The following is a 21641-nucleotide window of genomic DNA, read 5'->3' on the forward strand; positions in this document are numbered from 1 at the left end:
CTGCCCTGGAAGACTACTCGCTCTTAATTGAAAACCGGATTACCAATCAAAGCGCTAGAGATTTTCTCCTTATTTCATCTCCCACTTCCGTAAAAAAGTTACTTCAGTCTATGAATCTTTCGACCGTTGGACAAAACAAGGGCAGAGCTTATATGCTTGATAACTTCAAATGTTGATATATTGCTGATTTGACTGATATATTGCCAATTTGACTGATAAACCCAAGGAAAGACTGATATATGTGTCAAAACGACCGATATATCACAAAAAAGACCGATATCAGCCGCCCCTCCCCCATAAAGTCCAAAAAAAAGCGCCCCACAAAGGGGGACGCTTTACGTTTTCGGCTGAGGATCCGCTTCCATCAACACATCCACCAAATGAACGGCTTCCATACGGTCACCGGCACCTTCGCGGACAACGCCGAGCTTCATCTGCAGCAGGCAGCCCGGGTTGGAGGTGACGATGCCATCCGGGTCCACACCGCAGACGTCCTGCATTTTCACATCGAGGATGTCCATCGCCTCTTCATAGTTGACGATGTTGTAAATCCCTGCGGAGCCACAGCAGAATTCCGGACGGTCCATCTGTTTCAGCGTCAGTCCGGGCACTTTTTCCAACAGCGCGACAGGCGCAGCGGTTACCTTCTGGACGTTTCGCAGGTGGCAGGAAGGCTGATAAGTGACAGTTCGCGGAACGGACTGCTCAAACCGGAGGCCGTCCAGATCCACCAGCACTTCTGAGATGTCCTTCACATTAGCTGCAAAGGCAGAAGCCCGACTGTGCCAGTCCGTTCCTTTTTCAAACAGGTGCGGATATTCAATTAGACGGGCGCCGCATCCGCCTGCGTTATTGACAATGTAATCAAAACTTTCCTCTTCAAAGGCTTCAATATTCCGTTTGGCCAGCTCAACAGATGCATCGATTTTGCCGGAATGCGCGTGAAGAGCACCGCAGCACGTCTGCTGGTCTGGAAAAACAACTTCTGCGCCGCTTCGCAACAGCAGCTCCATCGTGTTTTGGTTCGTTTCATAAAACACACTATCCATAATGCAGCCCTTGAAAAAAGCAACTTTAGCTGTGGCCGGACGTTTACGGACGTATCGGCCCGCCCTGGATTTCCGCCGCTTTGGGGAAGGCATCTCGGGAAGGACCGCTTCAAATTCGTGAATGTGCAGCGGGGCCCGCTTCGTCAGACCGAACCGCTGGGACACTTTTTTCAGACCACTGGATTGATAGAGCCAAGTGGCATGTCCAAGCGAATCCATCCAAGCTGTGGAAGGAAAGAAGCGTTGGAACATGAAGTTTTCGACCAGTTTCCGTGGTCTGCTTTTTTCCTCGTGTTCATCAATAACGTGCTTGGCGCTCTCCAGAATTTCTCCGTACTGGACATTCGTCGGACAGACGGTTGTACACGCCATGCAGCCGAGGCATTTTTCGATCGGCTCTTTCAAATCTTCGGCGGATGCCTTCCCTTCAGCGACCATTTTCACGAGGTTGATCCGGCCGCGCGGCGAGTGGGTTTCTCTTTCCATCGTCTCATACGTGGGGCAGGCGGGAAGGCAGTAGCCACACTGGACGCAGTCGAACGTTTTGTCATAGCTGAGTTGTTCCTGCAGCAGACTATTCATGGTGCAGCACCAGCTTCTGCCCTTTTTCCGGGAACACCTTGCCTGGGTTCAGAATGCCGTTCGGATCCCAGCTCTCCTTGATCCGCTTCATCATGTCCAGTCCGACTTCGCCGAGCTCCAGTTCCATGAAGGGGGCTTTCATCGTTCCGATTCCATGTTCACCGGAGAGGGTGCCGCCGAGTTCCAGAGCCGCTTCAAACATTTCTTCCACGGCCTTTTCCACGCGCTTCATTTCCTCCACATCGCGCTTATCACACAGGACATTCGGATGGAGGTTTCCATCCCCGGCATGTCCGAAGGCGACCACTTCCACGTCATACTTCTCCTTAATAATCTGAAGCCGGTCCATAAAATCGGGAATTTTACTTCGGGGCACCGTCGCATCTTCGGAGACCTTTGTCGGCTTGATTTTCGCAATCGCAGGCGATACCTGTTTCCTTGCATGCCAAAGCTTAGCCGCTTCTTCGTTCGTTTTCGGAATGATCACATCAAGCGCACCCATATCCTCCATAATTTCTTCGATGAGGCGCTTCTCGACCTTCAACGTCTCGGGATGACCGTCCAGTTCAATAATAATGACGGCAGCAGCATCGACAGGAAGACCAGCCGGCTGAAATTTTTCTACAGCTGTGACACAGGCCTGATCCATAAACTCCATCTTAGACGGAAGGATTCCGGAGGTAAGGGTCTGGGAAATGGCCTCCCCCGCTTTTCGCACTTCATCAAACGTAACCATCAGCGTCTGAACAGCTGGAGGCTTCGGCATCAGCTTCAACGTCGCCCCGACGATGACACCTAAAATCCCCTCTGACCCTACAATCAGCTTCGTTAAGTCTATACCGGTGACATTTTTGATCGTGCGTCCGCCGGTGCGGATGATTTCCCCTTCAGGAGTGACAACCTCAAGGCCAAGCACATGATCTTTTGTTACCCCGTATTTCAAGCCCCGGGGGCCTCCGGAATTCTCCGCAAGGTTGCCGCCGATCGTAGCAACATGGGCACTGCTTGGATCCGGCGCGTACATAAGGCCGTGTTCTTCAGCTGCCTTGTTGATATTAGCCGTGAGCACACTCGGAGTGACGTCCACGGTGAGATCCCGCGGACGCAGATGGATTTCAGCGGGGTACTGGGACATATCCAGAACAATTCCTCCGTGCACCGGGAGCGGTCCGCCACTCAGACATGTGCCTGACCCTCTCGGGTGAACAGGAATTCTATAACGGTTGGCCAGTTTCAAAACATCAGCGGTTTCCTGCTTGGTTTTCGGCTGGACCACAACATCCGGCAGATGCTCGCCGAACGAGGCATCAAAGCTGTAGCTGTGCCGGTCTGCAAGATCCGTCAGCACCCTTTTTTCAGGGATGATCCGGCGGAGTTCCTCGATCCATTCGTCCATATGCTCAGCTCCTTCTTAAGATTGGGCTTTTTTCTGACGAAGCGGTTTTCCTTTCAACACATCCATGGCATCGGTAATTTCATTAAAGTAATCGGACGCTTCATTCCACTGGTCGGTGACAAGATTAACAAAAAGAATGTCGATCATATGCAGCTGTGCCAGCCTTGAAGAGGTTGCCCCGCTCCGGAATGGGGCAGGAATTTCCCTGGAGGCTGAAATATACAGCGACACATCGGCATGGGCCGTCACGGGGGAATGCCCATAGCGGGTAAGACTGATCGTTTTGGCCCCTTTGTATTTGGCAATTTCCATGATTTTCGCCGTTTCATACGTTTCACCGGAAAAAGAAATGCCGAAGACGACATCATTTTCCTTTACGTTCGCAATGTTCATGGCCGCATTGTGCATATCCGTAAATGCGGACGTCGCCTTGTTCATCCGAAGGAATTTCTGCTGGGCATCCTGGGCGATGATCCCGGAGGCTCCAACACCGAAGAAGTGGATGGTATCCGCTTTTTTCAAAACATCCACTGCTTTTTCCAGGGTCCGGTAATCGACCATTTCCGTCGTTTCCTTGATCGCCTGCAGGCTGTTGTTGGTCACTTTTTCAACAATTGAATCAGAGGGTTCCCCTGGCTGGATATCCCGGAAGCGGGCCTCCGGCTTCTTCTGCAGGTCTCCGGAAATGCGCAGCTTCAGCTCCTGCAGGCCCTTCAACCCGAGGGACTTACACAAACGGATGACCGCAGCACTGCTGGTGGAACTCAGTTCACCAAGCTGTGTAGCTGTACAATGGATCGCTTCATGAGGCTGATCCAGTATAAATTCGGCAATTTTTCTTTCTGACGGTGGCAGCTTGTCCTTCATTTCATTCAGAATGACAAGGCCGCCTTTCAATGAATTTTTCATATCTTCCACCACTCTTATCCTTTAATAGCTCCTTCTGTCATTCCTTTGACAATGCGCCGCTGGAAAATCGCATACAGGACGATGACAGGAACGATGGCAATCACTAAGCTTGCAAATAAGGTTCCCCACGCGTTGGTGTACTGGGTCTCATTGCTTATGTAATCGATCGCCAGGGCCAGCGTATAGTTTTCTTCCGTCTGCAGGAAGATTAAAGCCATAAAATACTCATTCCAGAACTGGATCATGTTCATGATCGTTACGGTAATGATACCCGTTGTCGAGAGCGGAGTAATTACCTTCCACAAGATGCCATACGGCGACATCCCATCAATGGCTGCTGCTTCTTCCAGTGACTTCGGTATCGTAGCCATAAAGCTCGTCAGTACGAAAATGCTGAAGGGCAGCTGGCTCACCGCATAGACGATGCTCAATCCGAAAATGTTATCCAGTAGGTTCAGCTGCATCAATAAAAAGAACAGCGGGATCCATCCGAGAACCATCGGAATCATCATCGCAGAAATGTACAGCGTAAACAACAGACGGTTCCCGCGGAAACGCATACGCTCCAACGCGTAGGATGTAGGAATCGCCATCATCAGCGTTAACGTGGCACCGAGACCTGTCACAATGAAGCTGTTGAAAACACTCGTGTCGATATTGTAGTTGCTCCAGGCATCCACAAAATTGGCAAAGCTGAACGATTCCGGCAGTCCCCACGGGTTGGCGTAAATTTCTGCGTTCGATTTAAACGCGCCCAGAACCATCCAGACGATCGGATACAGAACAGCGAGTGTCCAGATGATCAAAGGAATTCGAACGATGGTACGTGAAAAGAATTTTCCTGTCTGCACTCCATTCCCCTCCTGTCTGTTAATATTCCACTTTTTCCCTTCTCATAAAAAACTGCATAATAAGAACCGTGACCAACGATAGAATTAAAATCATTACACCAATCGTTGCGCCATAGCCGAAATTGTACTTAACAAACGCCTGTTCATATAAATACGATCCCATCACATGGGTCGAATTGTTCGGCCCGCCCTTCGTCATAACCTGGACAATGATGAAGGAACCATTCAATGTCGTAATGATGATGTATAAAATGCTGATCTTAATCTGCGGCCAGATGAGCGGCAGGGTCACTTTCCAAAACTGCTGCCACTCTGTCGCCCCGTCGATCTCAGCGGCTTCATAATAGCTTTTCGAAATGTTGGAAATCCCGCCCATCAGCATGAGCATGAACAATCCGATCCCTGCCCAGACAGAAGGAAGTACAAGGCTTGGAAGCGCCCAGTCCTCACTGCCGAGCCACGGTTTCGTCCAGCGTTCCAGACCAATCAGCTCAAGGCCGGAGTTGACGAGACCTAAACTCGGATTATAGATGAACATCCATAAGATACCGATGACCACCACCGACATAATGTTGGGAAAGAAGAAGACGATGCGGTAGAAAGGGGCTTCTTTAATTTTCAGCTGTGTCAAAGCGACGGCAAAAAATGTCGACAAAATCATGATCCCGACCACTTTGGTCACAACAAGGAAATAATCGTGAAGGATGGTTCTGGGGATAATCTCATCACTGAACAGCCGGCGGTAGTTATCAAACCCGACAAATTCCGCCAGCGATGACGCACCGGACCACTCAAAGAACGAATAATAAAGACCGTTGAACAATGGATAAAGGGTGAAAACAGAAAACAGGATGAACGTTGGAACAAGACAAAATGCGAGAAATAGATTCCTCTGCCTGCGCGATTGGACCATCACACTTCCCTCTCTTTCTGTATGGTTATGAAAAAAGGAATGTGAAGACAAGAGCCTTCCCATTCCTCCTTCCATGTGAGCCTACTCTAAACTGCTGCGGTATTCAGCTGCGGCTTTTTCAGCTTCCTCCACGAATTCCTCTGCGGTTATGTTTCCGAGCATGAGGGAAACGAGCGAGTTGCTGATCGGCGTTTCCAGCTCTGAACTCATTGGGTGGGGCTTCTGATGAATCTGCACCTGTTCCGGATCGTTGATCATTTCATTCGCTTCGATCAAGAAGGAAGGCACTTCTTCACTGGAAGACAAATCAACCCCCTGCAGGTTCATGATTGCTCCTGTATGTTCAGAGAAGCTCTTCGCATACTCTTTGGTGAAAACAAACTCGACGAACGCTTTCGCTGCTTCCTTGTTTTCTGCTTTTTCAGCAATGGCCAGCGGACGAAGATCAGGAACGATGGCATAAGGCTCTCCTTCATCCTGCATCGGTGATGGAACGAATCCATACTCGAAGTCATCCGGTGTATCGTTGGCCATTTCGTTAGGCAGCCAGAATCCGACAGGAATGAACGCATTGTCATGAAGAAGGAAGTTCATCTGGGACTGCGTATGGTTCAAAGCACCGAACCCATCATCAATCATGCCTTCTGCCTGCATCTGCTCGACTTTTTTCATAACATCAAGAACCGGATCGCTCGTCCAGGCCCCTTCATTACCTTTAATCACATCCGTCAAAAGCTCATCCCCGCCGGCCGCACCGAAGGCGGGATACAGCACACCGCGCAGGAAGTAATACGGGTACTGACCAGTGGTGACAAAAGGAGCGATGCCCTCTTCGTCTTTGATCTGCCCCATCGTGTCCATAAATCCAGGAAAATCTTTTGGAACCTCCCAGCCTTTTTCTTCAAACCAGGCATTGTCATACCACGTGCCCCATGTATCAAAAACAAGCGGCAGGCTGTATACGCTGCCATCATAATCAGCCGGATCGACGATAAAGCTCTCGCTCAAAGCCGTACCATCCTCAAGCTCGACGCCTTCCATCCAGTCGGTCAAGTCCATCAACTGACCGTCTTCCACCATCTGTGTTTCACTGGAGCCTGCTCCATCGATGTAGACGACATCAGGCGGATCGTCCGAAACCCAGCGGGAACGCATTTCTTCGTTAATGTTCGGACCGGCATGCTCCGTAATCGTGACATCCGGATACTCCTCCTGGAAATCACCGATAACTTCTTTCCACCAGGAATCTCCATAACCGCCGACAAAATACTGAATTTCAAGTTCTCCCGAAACCTCTCCCGATTCTTCACCGCTGTTCTCTGAAGAAGACTCCTCTTCGGTGCCCTCACTATCTGTCTCTTCTGTCCCTGCTCCGGGTGCACAACCGACGAGTAAAAGAAAACCAAATAAAACGGCAACAATCAACCAAGCTGATGTTTTCCTCCATAAACTCAACATAAGCTCCCCCTTTTTTGATTGAAATCATGTATTTGAAACCAACGTGTGGTTTTCAAATTAAGTTTTCGCATTCACCGCATCCCGGAGCTGCCCGTCACAGGTATCGAGGAGACGTTTAGCTTCTTCAAAGGACACCTTCCTTTTCAACATAACGATGGCAGGTTTCACCTGATGCTGCGCTTTCTGCAGAGCCTCTTCCGCTTCCTCATAGGAAGTCCCGGCCGCTTCCATTAAAATGCTTTTAGCCCTCTCCCGCAGTTTGTAGTTGTTTGCATGTACATCCACCATCAGGTTTTCATACACCTTTCCAAGCTTGACCATCACAGCTGTGCTCAGCATGTTCAATACCATCTTATGAGCCGTCGCTGACTTCAAACGGGTGGACCCTGTCAATACTTCTGGTCCGACGATGACTTCGATCGGACAATCGGCCTTCCCACTGATTTCGGACTTATCATTACAGGAGAGAGAGATTGTAAAAGCGCCGACCTGCCCGGCATAAGTCAGCGCTCCGATAGGATAAGGGGTCCGGCCGCTGGCAGTAATCCCGACGACGACATCCTTTTTGCTGAATCCGCGCGCCTTCAAATCTTCCCGGCCCTGATTTTCGTTATCTTCGGAGTTTTCCTTTGCTTCTGTAAACGCCCGGCCGCCTCCGGCCATCACTGCCTGCACAAGCGAAGGGTCAACCATAAATGTCGGCGGACACTCCGATGCATCAAGCACGCCGAGTCTCCCACTCGTTCCTGCGCCGACGTAAAATAAGCGGCCCCCGTTTTTCAAGGCTTCTGCGATGTGGTCGACAGCTTTTGTAATCGCCGGCAGTACGTTTTTCACAGCCTCCGCTGCTTTATGATCTTCGTCGTTCATCACCGTCAGCATTTCTACTGTTGTCATCTCGTCCATATGTATCGTCCGTGCGTTCCTCTGTTCCGTCGTTAAAAATGTAAGGGAATCTGTCATGAGTCCATCACCTTTCTTTTTCCATTCCGGCTGATCTGCCAAGTAAAGCCGCTCCATATTCCGGTGGAGCGTAAGGATCGGTCAAGGGACCGAACTGCCTGTCTTCCAACAGCTTTCCAACATGATTTCGTAGAACTTGGGAGTATGTAAGGATGGAACCCGCTGCTGAAACAGGTGCTTTCGGATCCACTCCCTGCTTAACGAGACTTTCAATATGAAGCACCAGCTCTTCCGCCGCTTCCTTCAGCAGATCCACCGCTGCCTTATCGCCCTGTTCAGAAGCTTCGATGATGCAAGGAGCCAAAGCAGCGACTTCCTTCTTCTCAAAAGGACGATCATACAGATACCGAATCAACTGTTCCGGTCTCTCTAAACCGCAAGCACGCAGAATATAAGAAGTCATTTGTGTAGGCTCTCCGCGCCCATCCGCTGCCTTGGCCACTTTTGATAACGCTTTCAAAGAAAGGTGATAACCGCTGCCTTCATCTCCAATTAGATGTCCCCATCCCCCGCATGTCACAATTTTTCCCGCCGCTGTTATTCCAACAGCATTGGAGCCCGTACCGGAAATCAACAGCATCCCTTCCCTTATGCCTGGGGCCAGTGATCCCTTCAACGCCGCATGCACATCGGATGTGATGTACAAGTTTAAATTTTCTGAAAAATATGGATTAAAAAAAATAGTACGCATTGTACCCGCCATCTGTTCGATTTCATCCCGCCTGCCGACTCCTGCCAGCCCCATTCCTGCTCCGGATATTTCCTGCGGCGCCAGGGAGAACGTCTTCATTCCGTTCCGGATCAGGCTCTCAAGTCTTCTCCCGGCTTCCTCAAAACCAACGACGTGTGGGTTTGTCCCCGGCCCTTTCACCGCCAGCGGCCGCTTTGGATACGCCCTTTCGTCCGCTTTCAAAAACAGACAGGTCGTTTTGGTTCCTCCACCGTCAATACCTATGATGTACGTCATGGGCTTCCTCCCAAACCTTGTTGAACTCATTATAGAGCGTATGAATTTTCATGTCAATAAAATGTTAGAAAATTCGTAATTATATTTCAAAAAAAGAAAAACCCGGACTGTTATTAGTCCGGGCTGTCTCCGCTATGCTGCTTGTTTGCTGTTCTTTTTTTCTTCCGCCCTAAACCGGAACGGCGCAACAAGGAGTGCCGCAATTAAAAAGAGACCCATATTTCCAATAAGAGGATAGAACAAGGAAACGAGGTCGGTAAATCCGAGGAAGCTCAATCCGAAAGCGGCCGCAATCGTCATGAGAATGAATTTTTTATGCCGGGCTGTCCCCAGTGTTGTAAAACGTGCAGCGAAAGAGAAGAACATACTGACCGCGGTGTTGAATACCATTCCGAATAAAACGATGGAATAAAACGCCCCGAGCACCGGCGACAGCTCGTCCACTAAAGCCAGCAGCGGCATGTCGTACTCCGCAATGGAATCGACTCTTGAAAAAATGGCAAGATGGCTGAGCACGATCATCAGACCGAGACCGAGTCCGCCAAAAAGTCCGCCAAGCGAAGAGGTTTTTTCATCTGTTTCGTTCCCGCCCATCAATAGAGCCATCGAAGCACCGACAGCGATATTAAACGACACATAGTTCATGGCAGAAATGAACCAATAGGAAAAGTCACTCGGCTGCTTCAGGGCGGTCGCTTCCAAAACAGCAAAGCTTTTATCCATCGACATCACACTATAGATAGAAATAACCACGACAGTCAATATTAAAAACGGGGTAATACTGCCGATAATCTTTACCACTTTGTCGACATTCAACAATAGGGCAGCCGTTACGATGACGCACATGAAAATGACACCTGTGATTGCTGGAATTCCGAACTGCTGACTTGGAATCGAACCTGCTCCAGCAATCATGACAACACCTACGCCGAATAACGTGAAAATGATAACCGCATCGACGACCCATCCCAGCCAGCGCCAGCCGCTCACACGGTGGACGGCTTCTTTATGAGAATCGGCTTTCATCCGGGTGCCGAGTCTTGTCAGCATCATCCCCATGTAGGCGAAAAAGGCTGTGGCCAGTACGGCCCCCGCGGTACCCATATGTCCGAAGCTGGTGAAATACAACAACACTTCCTGGCCGGAAGCGAAACCTGCTCCTACAATAATTCCGATAAATGCACTGGCAATCTTAAAAATTCTACTCATGCTGCTCCTCCTTATGTGAAAAATTCCTGTTGTTTTATGAAACGCTTTCTACCTTTTGTCGTTTTACACAAACAGATCTTTCTATCTTCGTATAAATACACAAAATAAGCAAGGGAAAATGGTCATGTCTGCATACGGAAAACCATGATAGAATAGAAGTAATGATTGAAAGAAGGAGAACGTCTATGAGTCCATCACCACGTACCCCTAAAACATTGAACGATCTGATTGATTCTCCCGAAGGATTAGCCGATCGAATCGCCGAAAGCCTTGGATGCCCCGTAACAATCGAAGATGCCAATCATCAGATTGTTTCCTACAGCAAACATGAAGAACGTGTGGATGATGCCAGAACGGCTACGATCATGCGCCGGAAAGTACCGGAGAGCGTCGTCAACGGCTTATGGAAGCACGGCATTATGGCCAGGCTTTTCGAAAGCGGACGCCCTGTCATCGTCCCTCCGATTGATGACATCGGCCTCGGCCGCAGGCTTGCCGTATCGGTAAGGCATAAAGAGGACATCCTCGGCTTCATCTGGGCACAGACCGCGGAATTGACGATCACGGAAGAGCATCTTCAGACCATTGAAGATGCCGCCCGCATCGTAAGTCAGCACCTGCTCCGCCAGCAGGCGAAGAAAAAGAAATCCGAAGAAAACCAAAAAGAGTTTTTCTGGCAGCTGTTAACCGGCTCTTTGGAAAACTCCTCCGATATCAAACGACTGGGAAAAAAATATCAAATGAACCTCCAGGGTCAGCTTTGTGTAGCTGTCTTCGAATTTACAGAAGACCTCAGTCAGTCTGTCGAACGTCAGGCCTACTATTTATCAGAGACGCTGTACCAGACAAGGATTGTCAGCCGGATTTTTGACGATCATCAGCTGATCCTGCTTGTACGGACAGACCCTAAAGAAGAGGCGGAACACTTGAGCCGTGCTTTTCTGAACGATTTCACCCAGAAAATGAAAGAACGGCTGAACTTCGATGATTTAAAGGGAGCCGTCGGCCTCGTCTACCACACACCGTCGCTGATCCACTCCAGCTACAAGCAGGCCCTTAAAGTGCTTGAGTTGAAGGATCAATTCCCGAAAGCCCTTGCTGAAGTGGATCATTACCAGGACCTCGGCATCTATCAGTTCATTAATGAAATTGCCGAGCTGCAGAGGAAAGAACATTACCATAATGATGCCCTCCGCAAAATCAAGGTGTATGATGAAGATAACCGGGCGGCCCTTCTTGAAACGTTGAAGGTCTTCCTTGCTCATAACAGCAACGTCCATAAAGCAGCCGAAGACATGCATATTCACACCAACACATTGAATTACCGGCTGAAAAGGATCCGGGAAATCGGCGGAATCGACTTTAAAAATGCCAGTCAAAAAATGATGCTGTTCATAGATTTGCTAATCGATGAAAAAGAAAAAGAGGATTTGTGATTTTTCACAAATCCTCTTCTTTATTTTCTCATTTTCTGCTAAACAAAAAACTCATTTCCCGGGCTATACTTTTCTTACAAATTGTTCTGAAAGGTGGTCATTTTCTTATGATTATCGGAGTACCGAAAGAGATTAAAAACAACGAAAACCGTGTAGCTATTACACCATCAGGGGTTGTAAACCTTACAAAAGCAGGACATAAAGTATACATCGAAGTCGATGCCGGTCTTGGCAGTAACTTCACGAACGAAGAATATCAAGCCTCTGGTGCTGAGCTTATTGAAAGCGCTTCAGAACTGTGGGCTGCTTCTGAAATGGTTATGAAAGTTAAAGAACCACTGGCTTCAGAATATCCTTATTTCCGTAAAGGATTAATTCTTTTCACGTACCTTCACCTGGCGGCAGAGCCTGAATTGACGAAGGCACTTATGGAAAATGAAGTAACGGCGATCGCTTACGAAACCGTTTCTGCTGATCAAAAACTTCCTCTGCTTACACCAATGAGTGAAGTAGCCGGGCGGATGGCTACCCAGATCGGTGCCCAGTACCTTGAGAAATCCTACGGCGGCATGGGCATACTATTGAGCGGTGTTCCAGGCGTTTCCCGCGGTAAAGTGGTCATCATCGGCGGCGGAATCGTTGGTACGAACGCTGCGAAAATCGCAATTGGTCTCGGTGCTCAGGTGACCATTCTTGACCTTAATCCGACACGCCTCCGTGAACTTGACGATCAGTTCGGTTCCGACATCCAGACATTGATGTCCAACCCGTATAACATTGCTGAATCTGTGAAAGATGCAGACCTTGTCATCGGCGCGGTTCTTATCCCTGGAGCTAAAGCACCGAAGCTGGTTTCTGAAGATATGGTGAAATCCATGAAAGAAGGTTCTGTCATCGTTGACGTTGCTATTGATCAGGGCGGGAACTTCGAAACAGTGGATCACATTACCACTCACGATGATCCAATTTATGAAAAACACGGTGTCCTTCACTATGCTGTCGCCAACATCCCGGGAGCTGTACCACGCACGGCGACGATCGGACTGACAAACGTCACCATTCCCTATGCCCTTCAGATCGCCAGCAAAGGGGTTACCGCTGCAGTGAATGATAACAAAGCGATTGAAGAAGGGGTCAACACAGCTAACGGTCACTTGACGTACGAAGCGGTTGCCCGTGATCTTGGCTACTCCTACACACCTGTGTTGGAAGCTTTAAAAGAAATTGCCCACGCATAAGAAAATACAGTAAATGCTAACCAAAAACCCGTGCTGTGAACACAGCACGGGTTTTACAATGTCTCCTCTAAATGCACCGCTCTTCCCTATAAGCATCAGCTGACTTTTCCTGCCCTCTTTTTGTCCGTGAACCCATTGTCTCCTATGACCAGCCCCTCCCCTTCTTACCTGCGTAAATAGTCACAATTCTTGTTATTCCTGCATAATTTTCAGAAAAGATAAACAGTTCGAACGACTCTGTCTTTTTTACCTATTTTTTCCTATAATTGGTTGTATTCCTGATAGGAGGTTGATTATGAAAAAGAAGTACGTCATTCCAGTAGCCGTCTTGTCGTCCGCGTTATTCATGGGAACATTGGCCCCTGTCCAGACACATGCCGTCAGTACATCCGATCAAACGCAGGTTCAACAGAAGATTGTACATAATCAGCAGAACAAGCCTTTTTTCAACAAAGAAAAGACACAGACGTCCTCAAGTGCCACGGAAAAATCCGCTCAAGAGCATTTGAAGCAGAACAAAAAGGCATATAACATTTCCAATCCGGACCAAAGCCTCAAACAGACCGACTTGAAAACCGATGATCTCGGAATGACCCACGTGACCTTGCAGCAGACAAAAAACGGGGTCCCAGTCGAAGGACATCTCGTTAAAGTGCATTACAGCGAAGACGAGAAAGTGGAAGCTGTGAATGGGCAGTTCAACACTTCTATTGAAAAGTCCAGCATGTCCACAAAGCCATCCATAACAAAATCAAAAAGCATCGCCACCGCTAAGAAAGCGGTTACTGCACTCGATGAACTAGTTGAATCCCCCACTTCCGACCTTGTCATTTATCCATTCAACGACGAAAATCACCTGGCTTATAAAGTAAACGTCAACTTCCTTGGAGAAACTCCGGGAAACTGGATGGTGTATGTAGACGCTAAAACCGGGAAAGTCATCGATCAGTATAATACGATTATGCATGCCAGCTATAAAACGTCCCGCGGCTTCGGCATCGGTGTGCTTGGGGATTACAAGACGCTGCACATTTCCAAGGACATGAGTACCCAGGGACGGGATTACTACCTGCTTGATCAGAGCCATAAGAACTTGGATGGCATTTATACCCTGGATGCTGAAAATCAATGGGTGCTTCCAGGCAAGCTGTTCTCCTCCTCGGATGCGGCTTTCCGTACTTCCTATGAACGACCGGCGACAGATGCCCACTACAATTCGGAAGAAGTATACAAATACTTCCTGGACGAACACGATCGAAACTCTATCGATGGAGAAGGCATGCCGATCGTATCGACGGTTCATTTTGGGGAGGATTACAACAATGCCTTCTGGAATGGTCAGCAGATGACCTACGGAGACGGCGACGGGGATTTCTTCATCCCACTATCCGCAGGTCTTGACGTTGCTGCCCACGAAATGACCCACGGGGTGACCACTTTCTCAGCAGGGTTGAAGTACCGCTTCCAATCTGGTGCTTTGAATGAAGCCTTCTCCGACATCTTTGGAGCCTTGGTTGATGAAGATGACTGGGAAATGGGTGAAGATATCATGGGAGCCGGGGCGAAATCAGAAGGCCGGACAGCCCTGCGCAGTTTGAGTAACCCGAGTAAGTTTCCTGTCGGGGCAGATTATGTCTCTTACGGAGATGGAAACGGCATGTACCCTTCCCATATGGACGAGTATTATGACCTGCCTATCGAACTGGATAACGGGGGCGTCCACATCAACTCCTCCATCATCAACCATGCCGCCTACCTGACAGGTGAAAAGATCGGTAAAGATAAGCTCGGTGATATTTATTACCGCGCCCTTACCGTTTACCTGATGCCTGATTCTGACTTTGACCATGCACGTGAAGTGATTATTCAATCAGCGGTCGATTTATACGGGGAAGACAGCCCTGAAGCTGAAGCCGCTGCTTACGGGTTGAACGAAGTCGGTATCACAGGATGATCAAACGGAGGCTCCCATTAAGGGAGCCTCTGGCTGTCGAGAGGTCTCGACAGCCTTGTTTTTTTCGATTTTAAGCCCCCCAAGGAGCGCCGCCCCTTCCACTCCTGCGGAAGAACGAGTGAGCCGAGATCGCCGAGCGTGGGTTTTGCGAGGAAGCTCGGGCGCTCGTCCGCGGAAAGGGAAGGGGCTTTCACTCCTGGCGGTAAGAAAGAAAAAAGCTTGTAAAGAAATATAGGTTTCTCTACAAGCTGAGGCTCCCATTAAGGGAGCCTCTTTCATAAGAATGGGCGGCAGCTCTCATCAGAAGAGACGACCTCAAGCCTTCAATACAAAGGATTCAAAATTTATTGAAATACGGAACCAAAAGGAGGAAAAGCCTATGACAGTCACTTTATCCAAGGAACATTTCGTCTATGCGATGGACAAGGATCATCCCCCTGCCTTACACGTTTCATCAGGCACAACGATTCAGGTGCATACGAACGACTGCTTCGAGGGGCAGATCCAGTCGGAGGATACCGAAATCGATGCGGTGGACTGGAACCGGATCAACCCGGCTACAGGACCTGTCTACATTGAAGAAGCAGAGCCTGGAGATACATTGAAAGTTACGATTCAGGATATCCAATTAGGAGACAGCGGAGTGATGGTCACTGGTCCTGACCTTGGAGTGATGGGGCACCGGATGGAAGAATTCCAGGCGAAAATCATTCCTGTAGAAAACGAAAAAGCTGTTTTCAATAAGGAGGTATCTCTTCCGCTTAACCCGATGATCGGGGTGATTGGAGTGGCACCTGAGGGTGATGCGGTGTCCTGTGGCACACCAGGCGCCCACGGAGGAAATATGGATACAAAAGAAGTGACGACAGGAGCTTCTCTCTACTTCCCTGTTTTTCAAAAAGGGGCGCTTCTTTCTCTGGGGGATCTTCACGCAGCCATGGGAGACGGAGAAATCAGTGTCTCCGGTGTGGAAATCCCGGCGGAAGTTTCGATCCATGTAGAGGTTATCAAAGGCCGGCCACTTCCTTTCCCTTTCCTGAAAAATGAGGATGGACTGAGTATTCTTGTCTCTAAAGAAACGCTGGATGAAGCTGTAGACTCTGCGGTTGAGCTGATGATTGATTTCCTCCAGCCGCAGACAGACCTTTCTGTATCGGAACTGACGATGCTGATGAGTGCTGCCGGGCAGGTACAGGTCAGTCAGGTCGTGGACCCGCTGAAAACTGCCCGTTTCTTCGTACCAAACCAAGTGCTTGAAGCCTATTCCATCTCTATAGAATAAAAAAAGAGCTGCTTCCGGAAATAAACCGGAGCAGCTCTTTTCGTATAGGGATATTTTTTCATCGTTTCAAAACACTCTTGAAGTGTGTGAAAGTATCAAAGCTTGCTTTGCCGTGATAAGCTCCCATCCCACTGTTTCCTACACCACCAAATGGGAGGTAGTGGGTTGTCATATGGTTGATCGTATCGTTAATCGCACCTCCACCAAAGGAGATGTTCGTGAAGACATCGTTCTGGACTTCCTCGTCTTTTGTAAACAAATAGAGGGCCAGTGGTTTCGGACGGTCCATGACCGCTTCAACAGCTTCAGATACTTCATCAAATGTGAGCACAGGAAGAATCGGACCGAATATTTCGTCCTGCATCACATCGTCCTCCCAGGTAATTTGATCAAGAAGCGTTGGCTCAATAAATAAGTTCTCCTTATCCGTACGTCCGCCCATGTAAAGTTCGCCGTTATCCAAAAAGTTTTTGAGACGATCGAAGTGCTTTCCGCTAACTACGTGAGGATACGTATCAGCCGGAACCACATCGCCATACGTGTTCGTTTTCACTTCTTTGATTTTCTGCATCAATGCCTCTTTCACATCGCTGTGGGCTAGAACATAATCAGGAGCCACACAGGTTTGCCCGGCGTTCATGAATTTACCTCCAGCAATACGGGCAGCTGCCTGATCCAGGTCAGCGTCCTTGTGAACAATCGCTGGACTCTTACCTCCCAGCTCAAGGGTCGTTGGTGTTAAGGTCTTCGCGGCAGCTTCTGCTACGATACGACCGACGCCTGTACTACCCGTGAAGAAGATGTAGTCGAAATTTTCTTTAAGCAGGGCCGTACTTGTCTCTACTTCCCCTTCGACTACATGGATGTATTCTTCCTTGAAGTTTTCATTAATCATGCCGGCCAGCAGGCTGGATGTGTTCGGCGTTAACTCAGACGGCTTCAATACAGCCGTGTTTCCTGCTGCGATGGCTCCGACTAGTGGGGCCACAGCCAGCTGTACGGGGTAGTTCCACGGAGAGATCACCAGAGTGGAACCATAAGGCTCAGGCTGGATAAAACTTTTGGCTTCGCCATGAGTTTTAGGAGTCGGAACTTCCTGCGTGGCCGACCATGTATCCAGATTCTCAAGCATAAAATCAATTTCTGCCAGTACAAGACCGATTTCTGCACGGTTAGTCTCTTCCTCCGGCTTATTCAAATCCGCCTTCACTGCATCGATGATATCCTGTTGGTGAGAGGTCATATATTCTTTGATTGTTGTTAAAGCTTGTTTACGAAAAGCTGTCTCCTTCGTCTTTCCACTACGGAAAAAGGATTTCTGCTTCTGTACCAGTTCTTGATAGTTTTCCATCATAAACGTCTCCTTTTGAATGTTGAGCAGTCAAACGACCTTCTTGTACAGGCTGTTATGCCCCGGCTCTTCCCTATCCAGGAAACGGTGAAACGCCGGGACCGTCTGCGGCCCAATTCCTTGGACTCACCTAACCAGATGAGCGTGCTGTCTAAACTACTCCTCTATAACCGGACAGTCAATTGATTTGTCTGGAAGAGGCCTTTAAAACAAAATCCCCTGACGTGATTTTTGAATCTCGCCAGGGGTCGGAATGCTGTATTTTTTTAAAGAGCAGACCTCTGCTCGCTGACTGCATTCGTCTGTCTAAAGTTGAATAGAAGGATGACCACAAAGACTGCCAATCCAATAAAGTCAGTCCACAACCCTGGATAAATCAGCAGCAGTGCGCCTGCTCCGGCAAGAAAACGGAAGCCGGTGGAAACCTTCGTCTTCAAGTATCCCTCTGTCATGATGGACAGGAGGAAAACGCCTATGAGGGACGTAACGGTAATCGTCACAATGTTCATCATCGTCGCATCCACCATCAGCATTTCGTGCGAAAATACAAACATGAAGGGCACAATAAATCCGGCAATCGCCAGCTTCATCGCTTGGAAACCGGTTTTGTTCGGATCACCGCCTGCGACTCCGGCTCCGGCAAAGGCCGCCAAAGCTACAGGTGGAGTAATGTTGGCAAAGATACCAAAGTAAAACACAAACATGTGGGCCACAAACGTCGCGGTTTCCGTCGATCCTGCCAGTTCTCTATACAACGGAAGCTGGAGAAGGATAGGTGCCGCCATCGTGCTTGTAATAATATACGTCGGAATACTTGGAAGTCCCATGCCTAAAATGATTGACGTGATCATCGTCAGAACGAGCGTAATGATCAGCTGGATCAGCGGACTGTTCACCGCACTTCCGATACTTACGATACTGTTGGCAATTTCCAGGGCTACCCCTGTTAAAGAGGCAATCCCTACAACAATCCCTACCGCTCCACAGGCAATCGCAACGGGCACCGTTGTTTTCGCGCCTTCCTCTAAAGCCTTCAAGCAATCAACCACGCCTACTTCATCCCCTTTAATTCGGAGACGCTTTCTCCATAGGTTAATCGCAAGTGGTACGGCTACGATAAGCAGCAGCTCCCACCAATCACTCCGTACATTCGGTACGGCGCTTCCGGACAGAACCGCAGACAGCTGCGGCTGGAAGATGAGAAACATAGAGATTCCGAGGATAATAGGAATCATTTTGCTCGTCCCGGCAATGACGACGGTGGCAATAATCGACCAAAACGCCGCATAAAACGGAGTTTTGCCGGAAAACAACAAGTAAAGCAAGGTGAGCATCGGAATGATTAAGTGTCCGCGTTCAGCGATGACTTCCTTCACAGACGGCAGTTCACTTTTAGGCAGTCCCTGCAGCCCCCGTTTTGCCGCCCGGAAATGAACCTGAAGTAAAATCCCTACATAGAACAAAAGAGCGGGAATAATACCCGCGAGAATGATTTTCGTGTAAGGGACGTTTAAATTTTCCGCCATAATAAAAGCAGCAGCCCCCATGATCGGAGGAAGGATCTGTCCACCTACACTGGCCGCGGATTCCACGGCACCGGCAAAGTTCTTTTTATAGCCGATTTTTTTCATTAGTGGAATGGTAAACGTTCCTGTTGTGACGACGTTGGCAATCGCTGATCCATTAATGGATCCTAAAAAACCACTGGCGATGACCGCCACTTTGGCAGGGCCGCCTTTCGTATGACCGGCCACGGCAAGGGCCAGATCATTAAACAACTGCCCCATACCGGACCGGGCTAGGAAAGCACCGAATAAGATGAACAGGATAATGTAGCTCGCCGACACCCCGATGGCTGTTCCGAGCACCCCTTCGGTGATGAAGATGAGCTGGGCAATGATCTGCTTCGCCACACTCGTAACAATGACGCCGTTCAGATCTGGATAGACAGACAATTTCACATAAAAGCCGTAAACCAAAAAGCCAAGTCCCAGCAGGGTAAGCCCCCACCCCGTCACCCTTCTCGTAATATCAAATAAAAGAAGCAGAATGAGAATCCCTACGTAAAAATCCATATCGTTGATCTGCCCTCCGGATTGGATAATCCGTTCGGCCGTCATAAACATATACAAGCCGGCAAATACTGAAAGACCGGCCGTGATGTAATCATAACCCGGAACTTTCCTGCTTCCTCTTTTCCTAACAAAAGGATACAGCAGAAATCCGAGTGTCATTAACGTATACAAGTGGATGCTCCTTTGTTTTACATCCACAAGGGAACCGGCATAGGACGTGTACAAATGAAATAAGGATAATGAAATCGCAAGGACGGAAATCGCTATCGCCATCGGCTTTACAAAGTCCGTTCTCGTCGTACTTTCCCTGTCATACTTTTCTGCAGTTTCACTGTTCTGTTTGTTCATCATCATTCCTCTCCCTTCCACCCCTGTGCTTTTAAAACAACATACCTCCAGACGGTCATACGACGGACAACAACCCGATAAGCCTTCTTCTCATCCAGCTGGTACGTGATATCCTTTCCATAGAAAAGGCGGTGTTCGGTTGCTTCCCCTGTACGGACGACCAGCTCACTTCCAATCGGCTGGTGAATGCCTGTCATATACACCCAGCCGTCCTCGACATACGTATCATCGCCTGTATCATGGGGTACACCCGCTCCAAAAGTTTTAAAGCGTGTCCCTGTCAGGGTGATCCCGCCATCCTGAACGATGAATATTTCTTCCCAATCTTCTTTTTCAACCGAATGATTCCAGCGGATGCGGAATTCCTGCTCCGAATCTGTAAGGTATAAAGCTGTGATCTTTCCTTCTTTAATCAATGTCAGCGCTTCTAAAGAATAAAAGGCTGAGAACAGAGACACGGCTGATAGACCGATTAGAAACACATAGAAAATTCTCATCGTAATAAAGGGCACCGGATCAACGATGCCCCTCTCCTTTACTCTAAAATTCCCTGTTCCTCATAGAATTTCTCAGCACCTGGATGCAGCGGAGCAATCAGGCCTTTCGCAATTTCATCTCTGTCCAGCTGTTTTAACGCTCCAACGGAAACTTCTTCTGTTCCTAAATACTCGTAATACCGTTTGGTCATGTCGTAAACGACGTCTTCACTCAAATCTTTGGACACGATAATCATGTTCTGAATACCAACCGTTTCCACTGCTTCATCAAGATCATACGCCGCTTCATTGCCGGCCTCTATCGTATTCGCCTTATAGAAAGGGTACTTGTCCATCAGCGTCTTGGCTGTCTCCCCGCTGATTTCGACAAACTGGATGTCTGTCTGCTGCATCAAGTCGGTGATATTACTGTTCGGTACCCCTGATGTGAAGAAGGCAGCATCCAGGTTTCCATTCTTCATTTCCTGCACACTGTCGGCATAGCCGGTGTGCGTCACTTTGGAAAGATCATCATAGGTAATATCCTCTGCCTCCAGGACTTTCTTCGCACTCTGCTCTACGCCGGAACCGACTTTTCCAACTCCGACTTTCTTGCCTTTCAAATCAGCTACAGACGTAATCCCACTGTCTTTTAAAGCGACAATCTGGACAACATTCTGGTACATTCCCGCCATCGCTTGAACGTCAACCGCATTTCCATCAAACTGCCCCTGCCCTTCTATTGCATCATAACCGACATCACTCATAATGATGGCCATCTGATTCAAACCATCTTTAATATTCTGGATGTTGGCGACAGAAGCTCCTGTCGATTCCACGGTTACATTGGCCACACTTTCACTTTCCTCAAATACGGGTTTGACCGCTCCACCAATGGGATAATACGTCCCTGATGTACCACCTGTACCTAATACAATCGATTCTGAACCTGATTCACCAGACCCGGATGCCTCTTCTGAGTCTCCGCTGCCTCCACAGGCCGCTAAAAATGCCGTAAGAATTAGTACCGATATAAGAAAAACACGTTTCATCATATGATTGCCTCCAATTCGTAATATTCTAAAAATAATGATAACGCTTACAAATTAGATTGAGAATATTACGGACATAATGAACATTTTGGTCTTTTTGTTCATAAAAAAACTCCCCTGCATACGAGGAGA

17 protein-coding genes are annotated in these 21641 nt (G+C 48.6%); 4 read left to right on the forward strand and 13 right to left on the reverse strand.

The genetic code is table 11. The features are described 5' to 3' along the window. Positions 1-335: 335 nt before the first annotated feature. From QMA39_RS09615 to QMA39_RS09655, 9 genes are all read right to left on the reverse strand, one after another. Positions 336-1631 (reverse strand): (Fe-S)-binding protein, encoded by a 1296-nt coding sequence (locus QMA39_RS09615; RefSeq protein ID WP_281658551.1) that lies wholly within the window; start codon positions 1629-1631, stop codon positions 336-338. Then, positions 1624-3027: an FAD-linked oxidase C-terminal domain-containing protein gene (locus QMA39_RS09620; protein ID WP_281658552.1), complete on the reverse strand. Its 1404-nt coding sequence runs from the start codon at positions 3025-3027 to the stop codon at positions 1624-1626. The genes QMA39_RS09615 and QMA39_RS09620 overlap by 8 nt, the downstream gene beginning before the upstream one ends. Before the next feature lie 15 nt (positions 3028-3042). Beyond that, positions 3043-3936 carry a MurR/RpiR family transcriptional regulator gene (locus tag QMA39_RS09625; protein WP_027955003.1) on the reverse strand — a complete coding sequence of 298 codons (894 nt, stop codon included), beginning with the start codon at positions 3934-3936 and terminating at the stop codon, positions 3043-3045. Between the two features lie 14 nt (positions 3937-3950). Further along, entirely contained in the window at positions 3951-4787 is an 837-nt protein-coding gene (locus QMA39_RS09630; RefSeq protein ID WP_027955002.1) for a carbohydrate ABC transporter permease, read from the reverse strand. A 19-nt stretch (positions 4788-4806) separates the two neighbouring features. Then, positions 4807-5700, reverse strand: a complete 894-nt coding sequence (locus tag QMA39_RS09635; RefSeq protein WP_281658715.1) for a sugar ABC transporter permease — start codon at positions 5698-5700, stop codon at positions 4807-4809. A gap of 81 nt (positions 5701-5781) precedes the next feature. Next, positions 5782-7158, reverse strand: coding sequence for an extracellular solute-binding protein (locus QMA39_RS09640; protein ID WP_281658553.1), 1377 nt, complete (start codon positions 7156-7158; stop codon positions 5782-5784). A 57-nt stretch (positions 7159-7215) separates the two neighbouring features. After that, complete coding sequence (gene murQ / locus QMA39_RS09645; protein ID WP_281658554.1) at positions 7216-8121, reverse strand: N-acetylmuramic acid 6-phosphate etherase; 906 nt, start codon at positions 8119-8121, stop codon at positions 7216-7218. Positions 8122-8128: 7 nt separating this feature from the next. Then, positions 8129-9088: a BadF/BadG/BcrA/BcrD ATPase family protein gene (locus QMA39_RS09650; RefSeq protein WP_281658555.1), complete on the reverse strand. Its 960-nt coding sequence runs from the start codon at positions 9086-9088 to the stop codon at positions 8129-8131. A gap of 132 nt (positions 9089-9220) precedes the next feature. Beyond that, on the reverse strand, positions 9221-10297 hold the full coding sequence (locus tag QMA39_RS09655; RefSeq protein WP_281658556.1) for a hypothetical protein: 1077 nt from the start codon (positions 10295-10297) through the stop codon (positions 9221-9223). Between the two features lie 185 nt (positions 10298-10482). Here QMA39_RS09655 and QMA39_RS09660 point away from each other — a divergent pair, with 185 nt between their 5' ends. The 4 genes from QMA39_RS09660 (at position 10483) to QMA39_RS09675 (ending at position 16207) form a co-directional block, all read left to right on the forward strand. Continuing rightward, complete coding sequence (locus tag QMA39_RS09660; RefSeq protein WP_281658557.1) at positions 10483-11733, forward strand: helix-turn-helix domain-containing protein; 1251 nt, start codon at positions 10483-10485, stop codon at positions 11731-11733. Between the two features lie 107 nt (positions 11734-11840). Then, positions 11841-12971, forward strand: a complete 1131-nt coding sequence (ald, locus tag QMA39_RS09665) for an alanine dehydrogenase (protein ID WP_281658558.1) — start codon at positions 11841-11843, stop codon at positions 12969-12971. 295 nt (positions 12972-13266) lie between these two features. Next, positions 13267-14925: a M4 family metallopeptidase gene (locus QMA39_RS09670; RefSeq protein WP_281658559.1), complete on the forward strand. Its 1659-nt coding sequence runs from the start codon at positions 13267-13269 to the stop codon at positions 14923-14925. A gap of 379 nt (positions 14926-15304) precedes the next feature. Beyond that, positions 15305-16207, forward strand: coding sequence for an acetamidase/formamidase family protein (locus QMA39_RS09675; protein ID WP_281658560.1), 903 nt, complete (start codon positions 15305-15307; stop codon positions 16205-16207). A 58-nt stretch (positions 16208-16265) separates the two neighbouring features. On the opposite strand, the gene QMA39_RS09680 is transcribed toward QMA39_RS09675, so the two are convergent. The 4 genes from QMA39_RS09680 to QMA39_RS09695 all read right to left on the reverse strand — a co-directional run bounded on the left by QMA39_RS09680 (position 16266) and on the right by QMA39_RS09695 (position 21512). Then, the gene (locus QMA39_RS09680; RefSeq protein WP_206933382.1) at positions 16266-17558 is read right to left on the reverse strand and encodes an aldehyde dehydrogenase; all 1293 of its coding nucleotides are present in this window, start codon (positions 17556-17558) and stop codon (positions 16266-16268) included. Positions 17559-17824: 266 nt separating this feature from the next. After that, positions 17825-19984 carry a TRAP transporter permease gene (locus QMA39_RS09685; protein WP_281658561.1) on the reverse strand — a complete coding sequence of 720 codons (2160 nt, stop codon included), beginning with the start codon at positions 19982-19984 and terminating at the stop codon, positions 17825-17827. Next, positions 19984-20478, reverse strand: a complete 495-nt coding sequence (locus QMA39_RS09690) for a DUF1850 domain-containing protein (RefSeq protein WP_051254660.1) — start codon at positions 20476-20478, stop codon at positions 19984-19986. The genes QMA39_RS09685 and QMA39_RS09690 overlap by 1 nt, the downstream gene beginning before the upstream one ends. 38 nt (positions 20479-20516) lie before the next feature. Then, positions 20517-21512: a TAXI family TRAP transporter solute-binding subunit gene (locus QMA39_RS09695; RefSeq protein ID WP_206933378.1), complete on the reverse strand. Its 996-nt coding sequence runs from the start codon at positions 21510-21512 to the stop codon at positions 20517-20519. Positions 21513-21641 lie beyond the last annotated feature (129 nt).

It is taken from the genome of Halobacillus sp. Cin3, assembly GCF_947311855.1.
Lineage (GTDB): Bacteria > Bacillota > Bacilli > Bacillales > Halobacillaceae > Halobacillus > Halobacillus kuroshimensis.

What these genes read in the sequence shown, in the direction of transcription:
- QMA39_RS09615 (WP_281658551.1), bottom strand. Translation starts at nt 1,631, where the DNA reads ATGAATAGTCTGCTGCAGGAACAACTCAGCTATGACAAAACGTTCGAC.
- QMA39_RS09620 (WP_281658552.1), bottom strand. Translation starts at nt 3,027, where the DNA reads ATGGACGAATGGATCGAGGAACTCCGCCGGATCATCCCTGAAAAAAGG.
- QMA39_RS09625 (WP_027955003.1), bottom strand. Translation starts at nt 3,936, where the DNA reads ATGAAAAATTCATTGAAAGGCGGCCTTGTCATTCTGAATGAAATGAAG.
- QMA39_RS09635 (WP_281658715.1), bottom strand. Translation starts at nt 5,700, where the DNA reads ATGGTCCAATCGCGCAGGCAGAGGAATCTATTTCTCGCATTTTGTCTT.
- QMA39_RS09640 (WP_281658553.1), bottom strand. Translation starts at nt 7,158, where the DNA reads ATGTTGAGTTTATGGAGGAAAACATCAGCTTGGTTGATTGTTGCCGTT.
- murQ (WP_281658554.1), bottom strand. Translation starts at nt 8,121, where the DNA reads ATGACAGATTCCCTTACATTTTTAACGACGGAACAGAGGAACGCACGG.
- QMA39_RS09650 (WP_281658555.1), bottom strand. Translation starts at nt 9,088, where the DNA reads ATGACGTACATCATAGGTATTGACGGTGGAGGAACCAAAACGACCTGT.
- QMA39_RS09655 (WP_281658556.1), bottom strand. Translation starts at nt 10,297, where the DNA reads ATGAGTAGAATTTTTAAGATTGCCAGTGCATTTATCGGAATTATTGTA.
- QMA39_RS09660 (WP_281658557.1), top strand. Translation starts at nt 10,483, where the DNA reads ATGAGTCCATCACCACGTACCCCTAAAACATTGAACGATCTGATTGAT.
- ald (WP_281658558.1), top strand. Translation starts at nt 11,841, where the DNA reads ATGATTATCGGAGTACCGAAAGAGATTAAAAACAACGAAAACCGTGTA.
- QMA39_RS09670 (WP_281658559.1), top strand. Translation starts at nt 13,267, where the DNA reads ATGAAAAAGAAGTACGTCATTCCAGTAGCCGTCTTGTCGTCCGCGTTA.
- QMA39_RS09675 (WP_281658560.1), top strand. Translation starts at nt 15,305, where the DNA reads ATGACAGTCACTTTATCCAAGGAACATTTCGTCTATGCGATGGACAAG.
- QMA39_RS09680 (WP_206933382.1), bottom strand. Translation starts at nt 17,558, where the DNA reads ATGGAAAACTATCAAGAACTGGTACAGAAGCAGAAATCCTTTTTCCGT.
- QMA39_RS09685 (WP_281658561.1), bottom strand. Translation starts at nt 19,984, where the DNA reads ATGATGAACAAACAGAACAGTGAAACTGCAGAAAAGTATGACAGGGAA.
- QMA39_RS09690 (WP_051254660.1), bottom strand. Translation starts at nt 20,478, where the DNA reads ATGAGAATTTTCTATGTGTTTCTAATCGGTCTATCAGCCGTGTCTCTG.
- QMA39_RS09695 (WP_206933378.1), bottom strand. Translation starts at nt 21,512, where the DNA reads ATGATGAAACGTGTTTTTCTTATATCGGTACTAATTCTTACGGCATTT.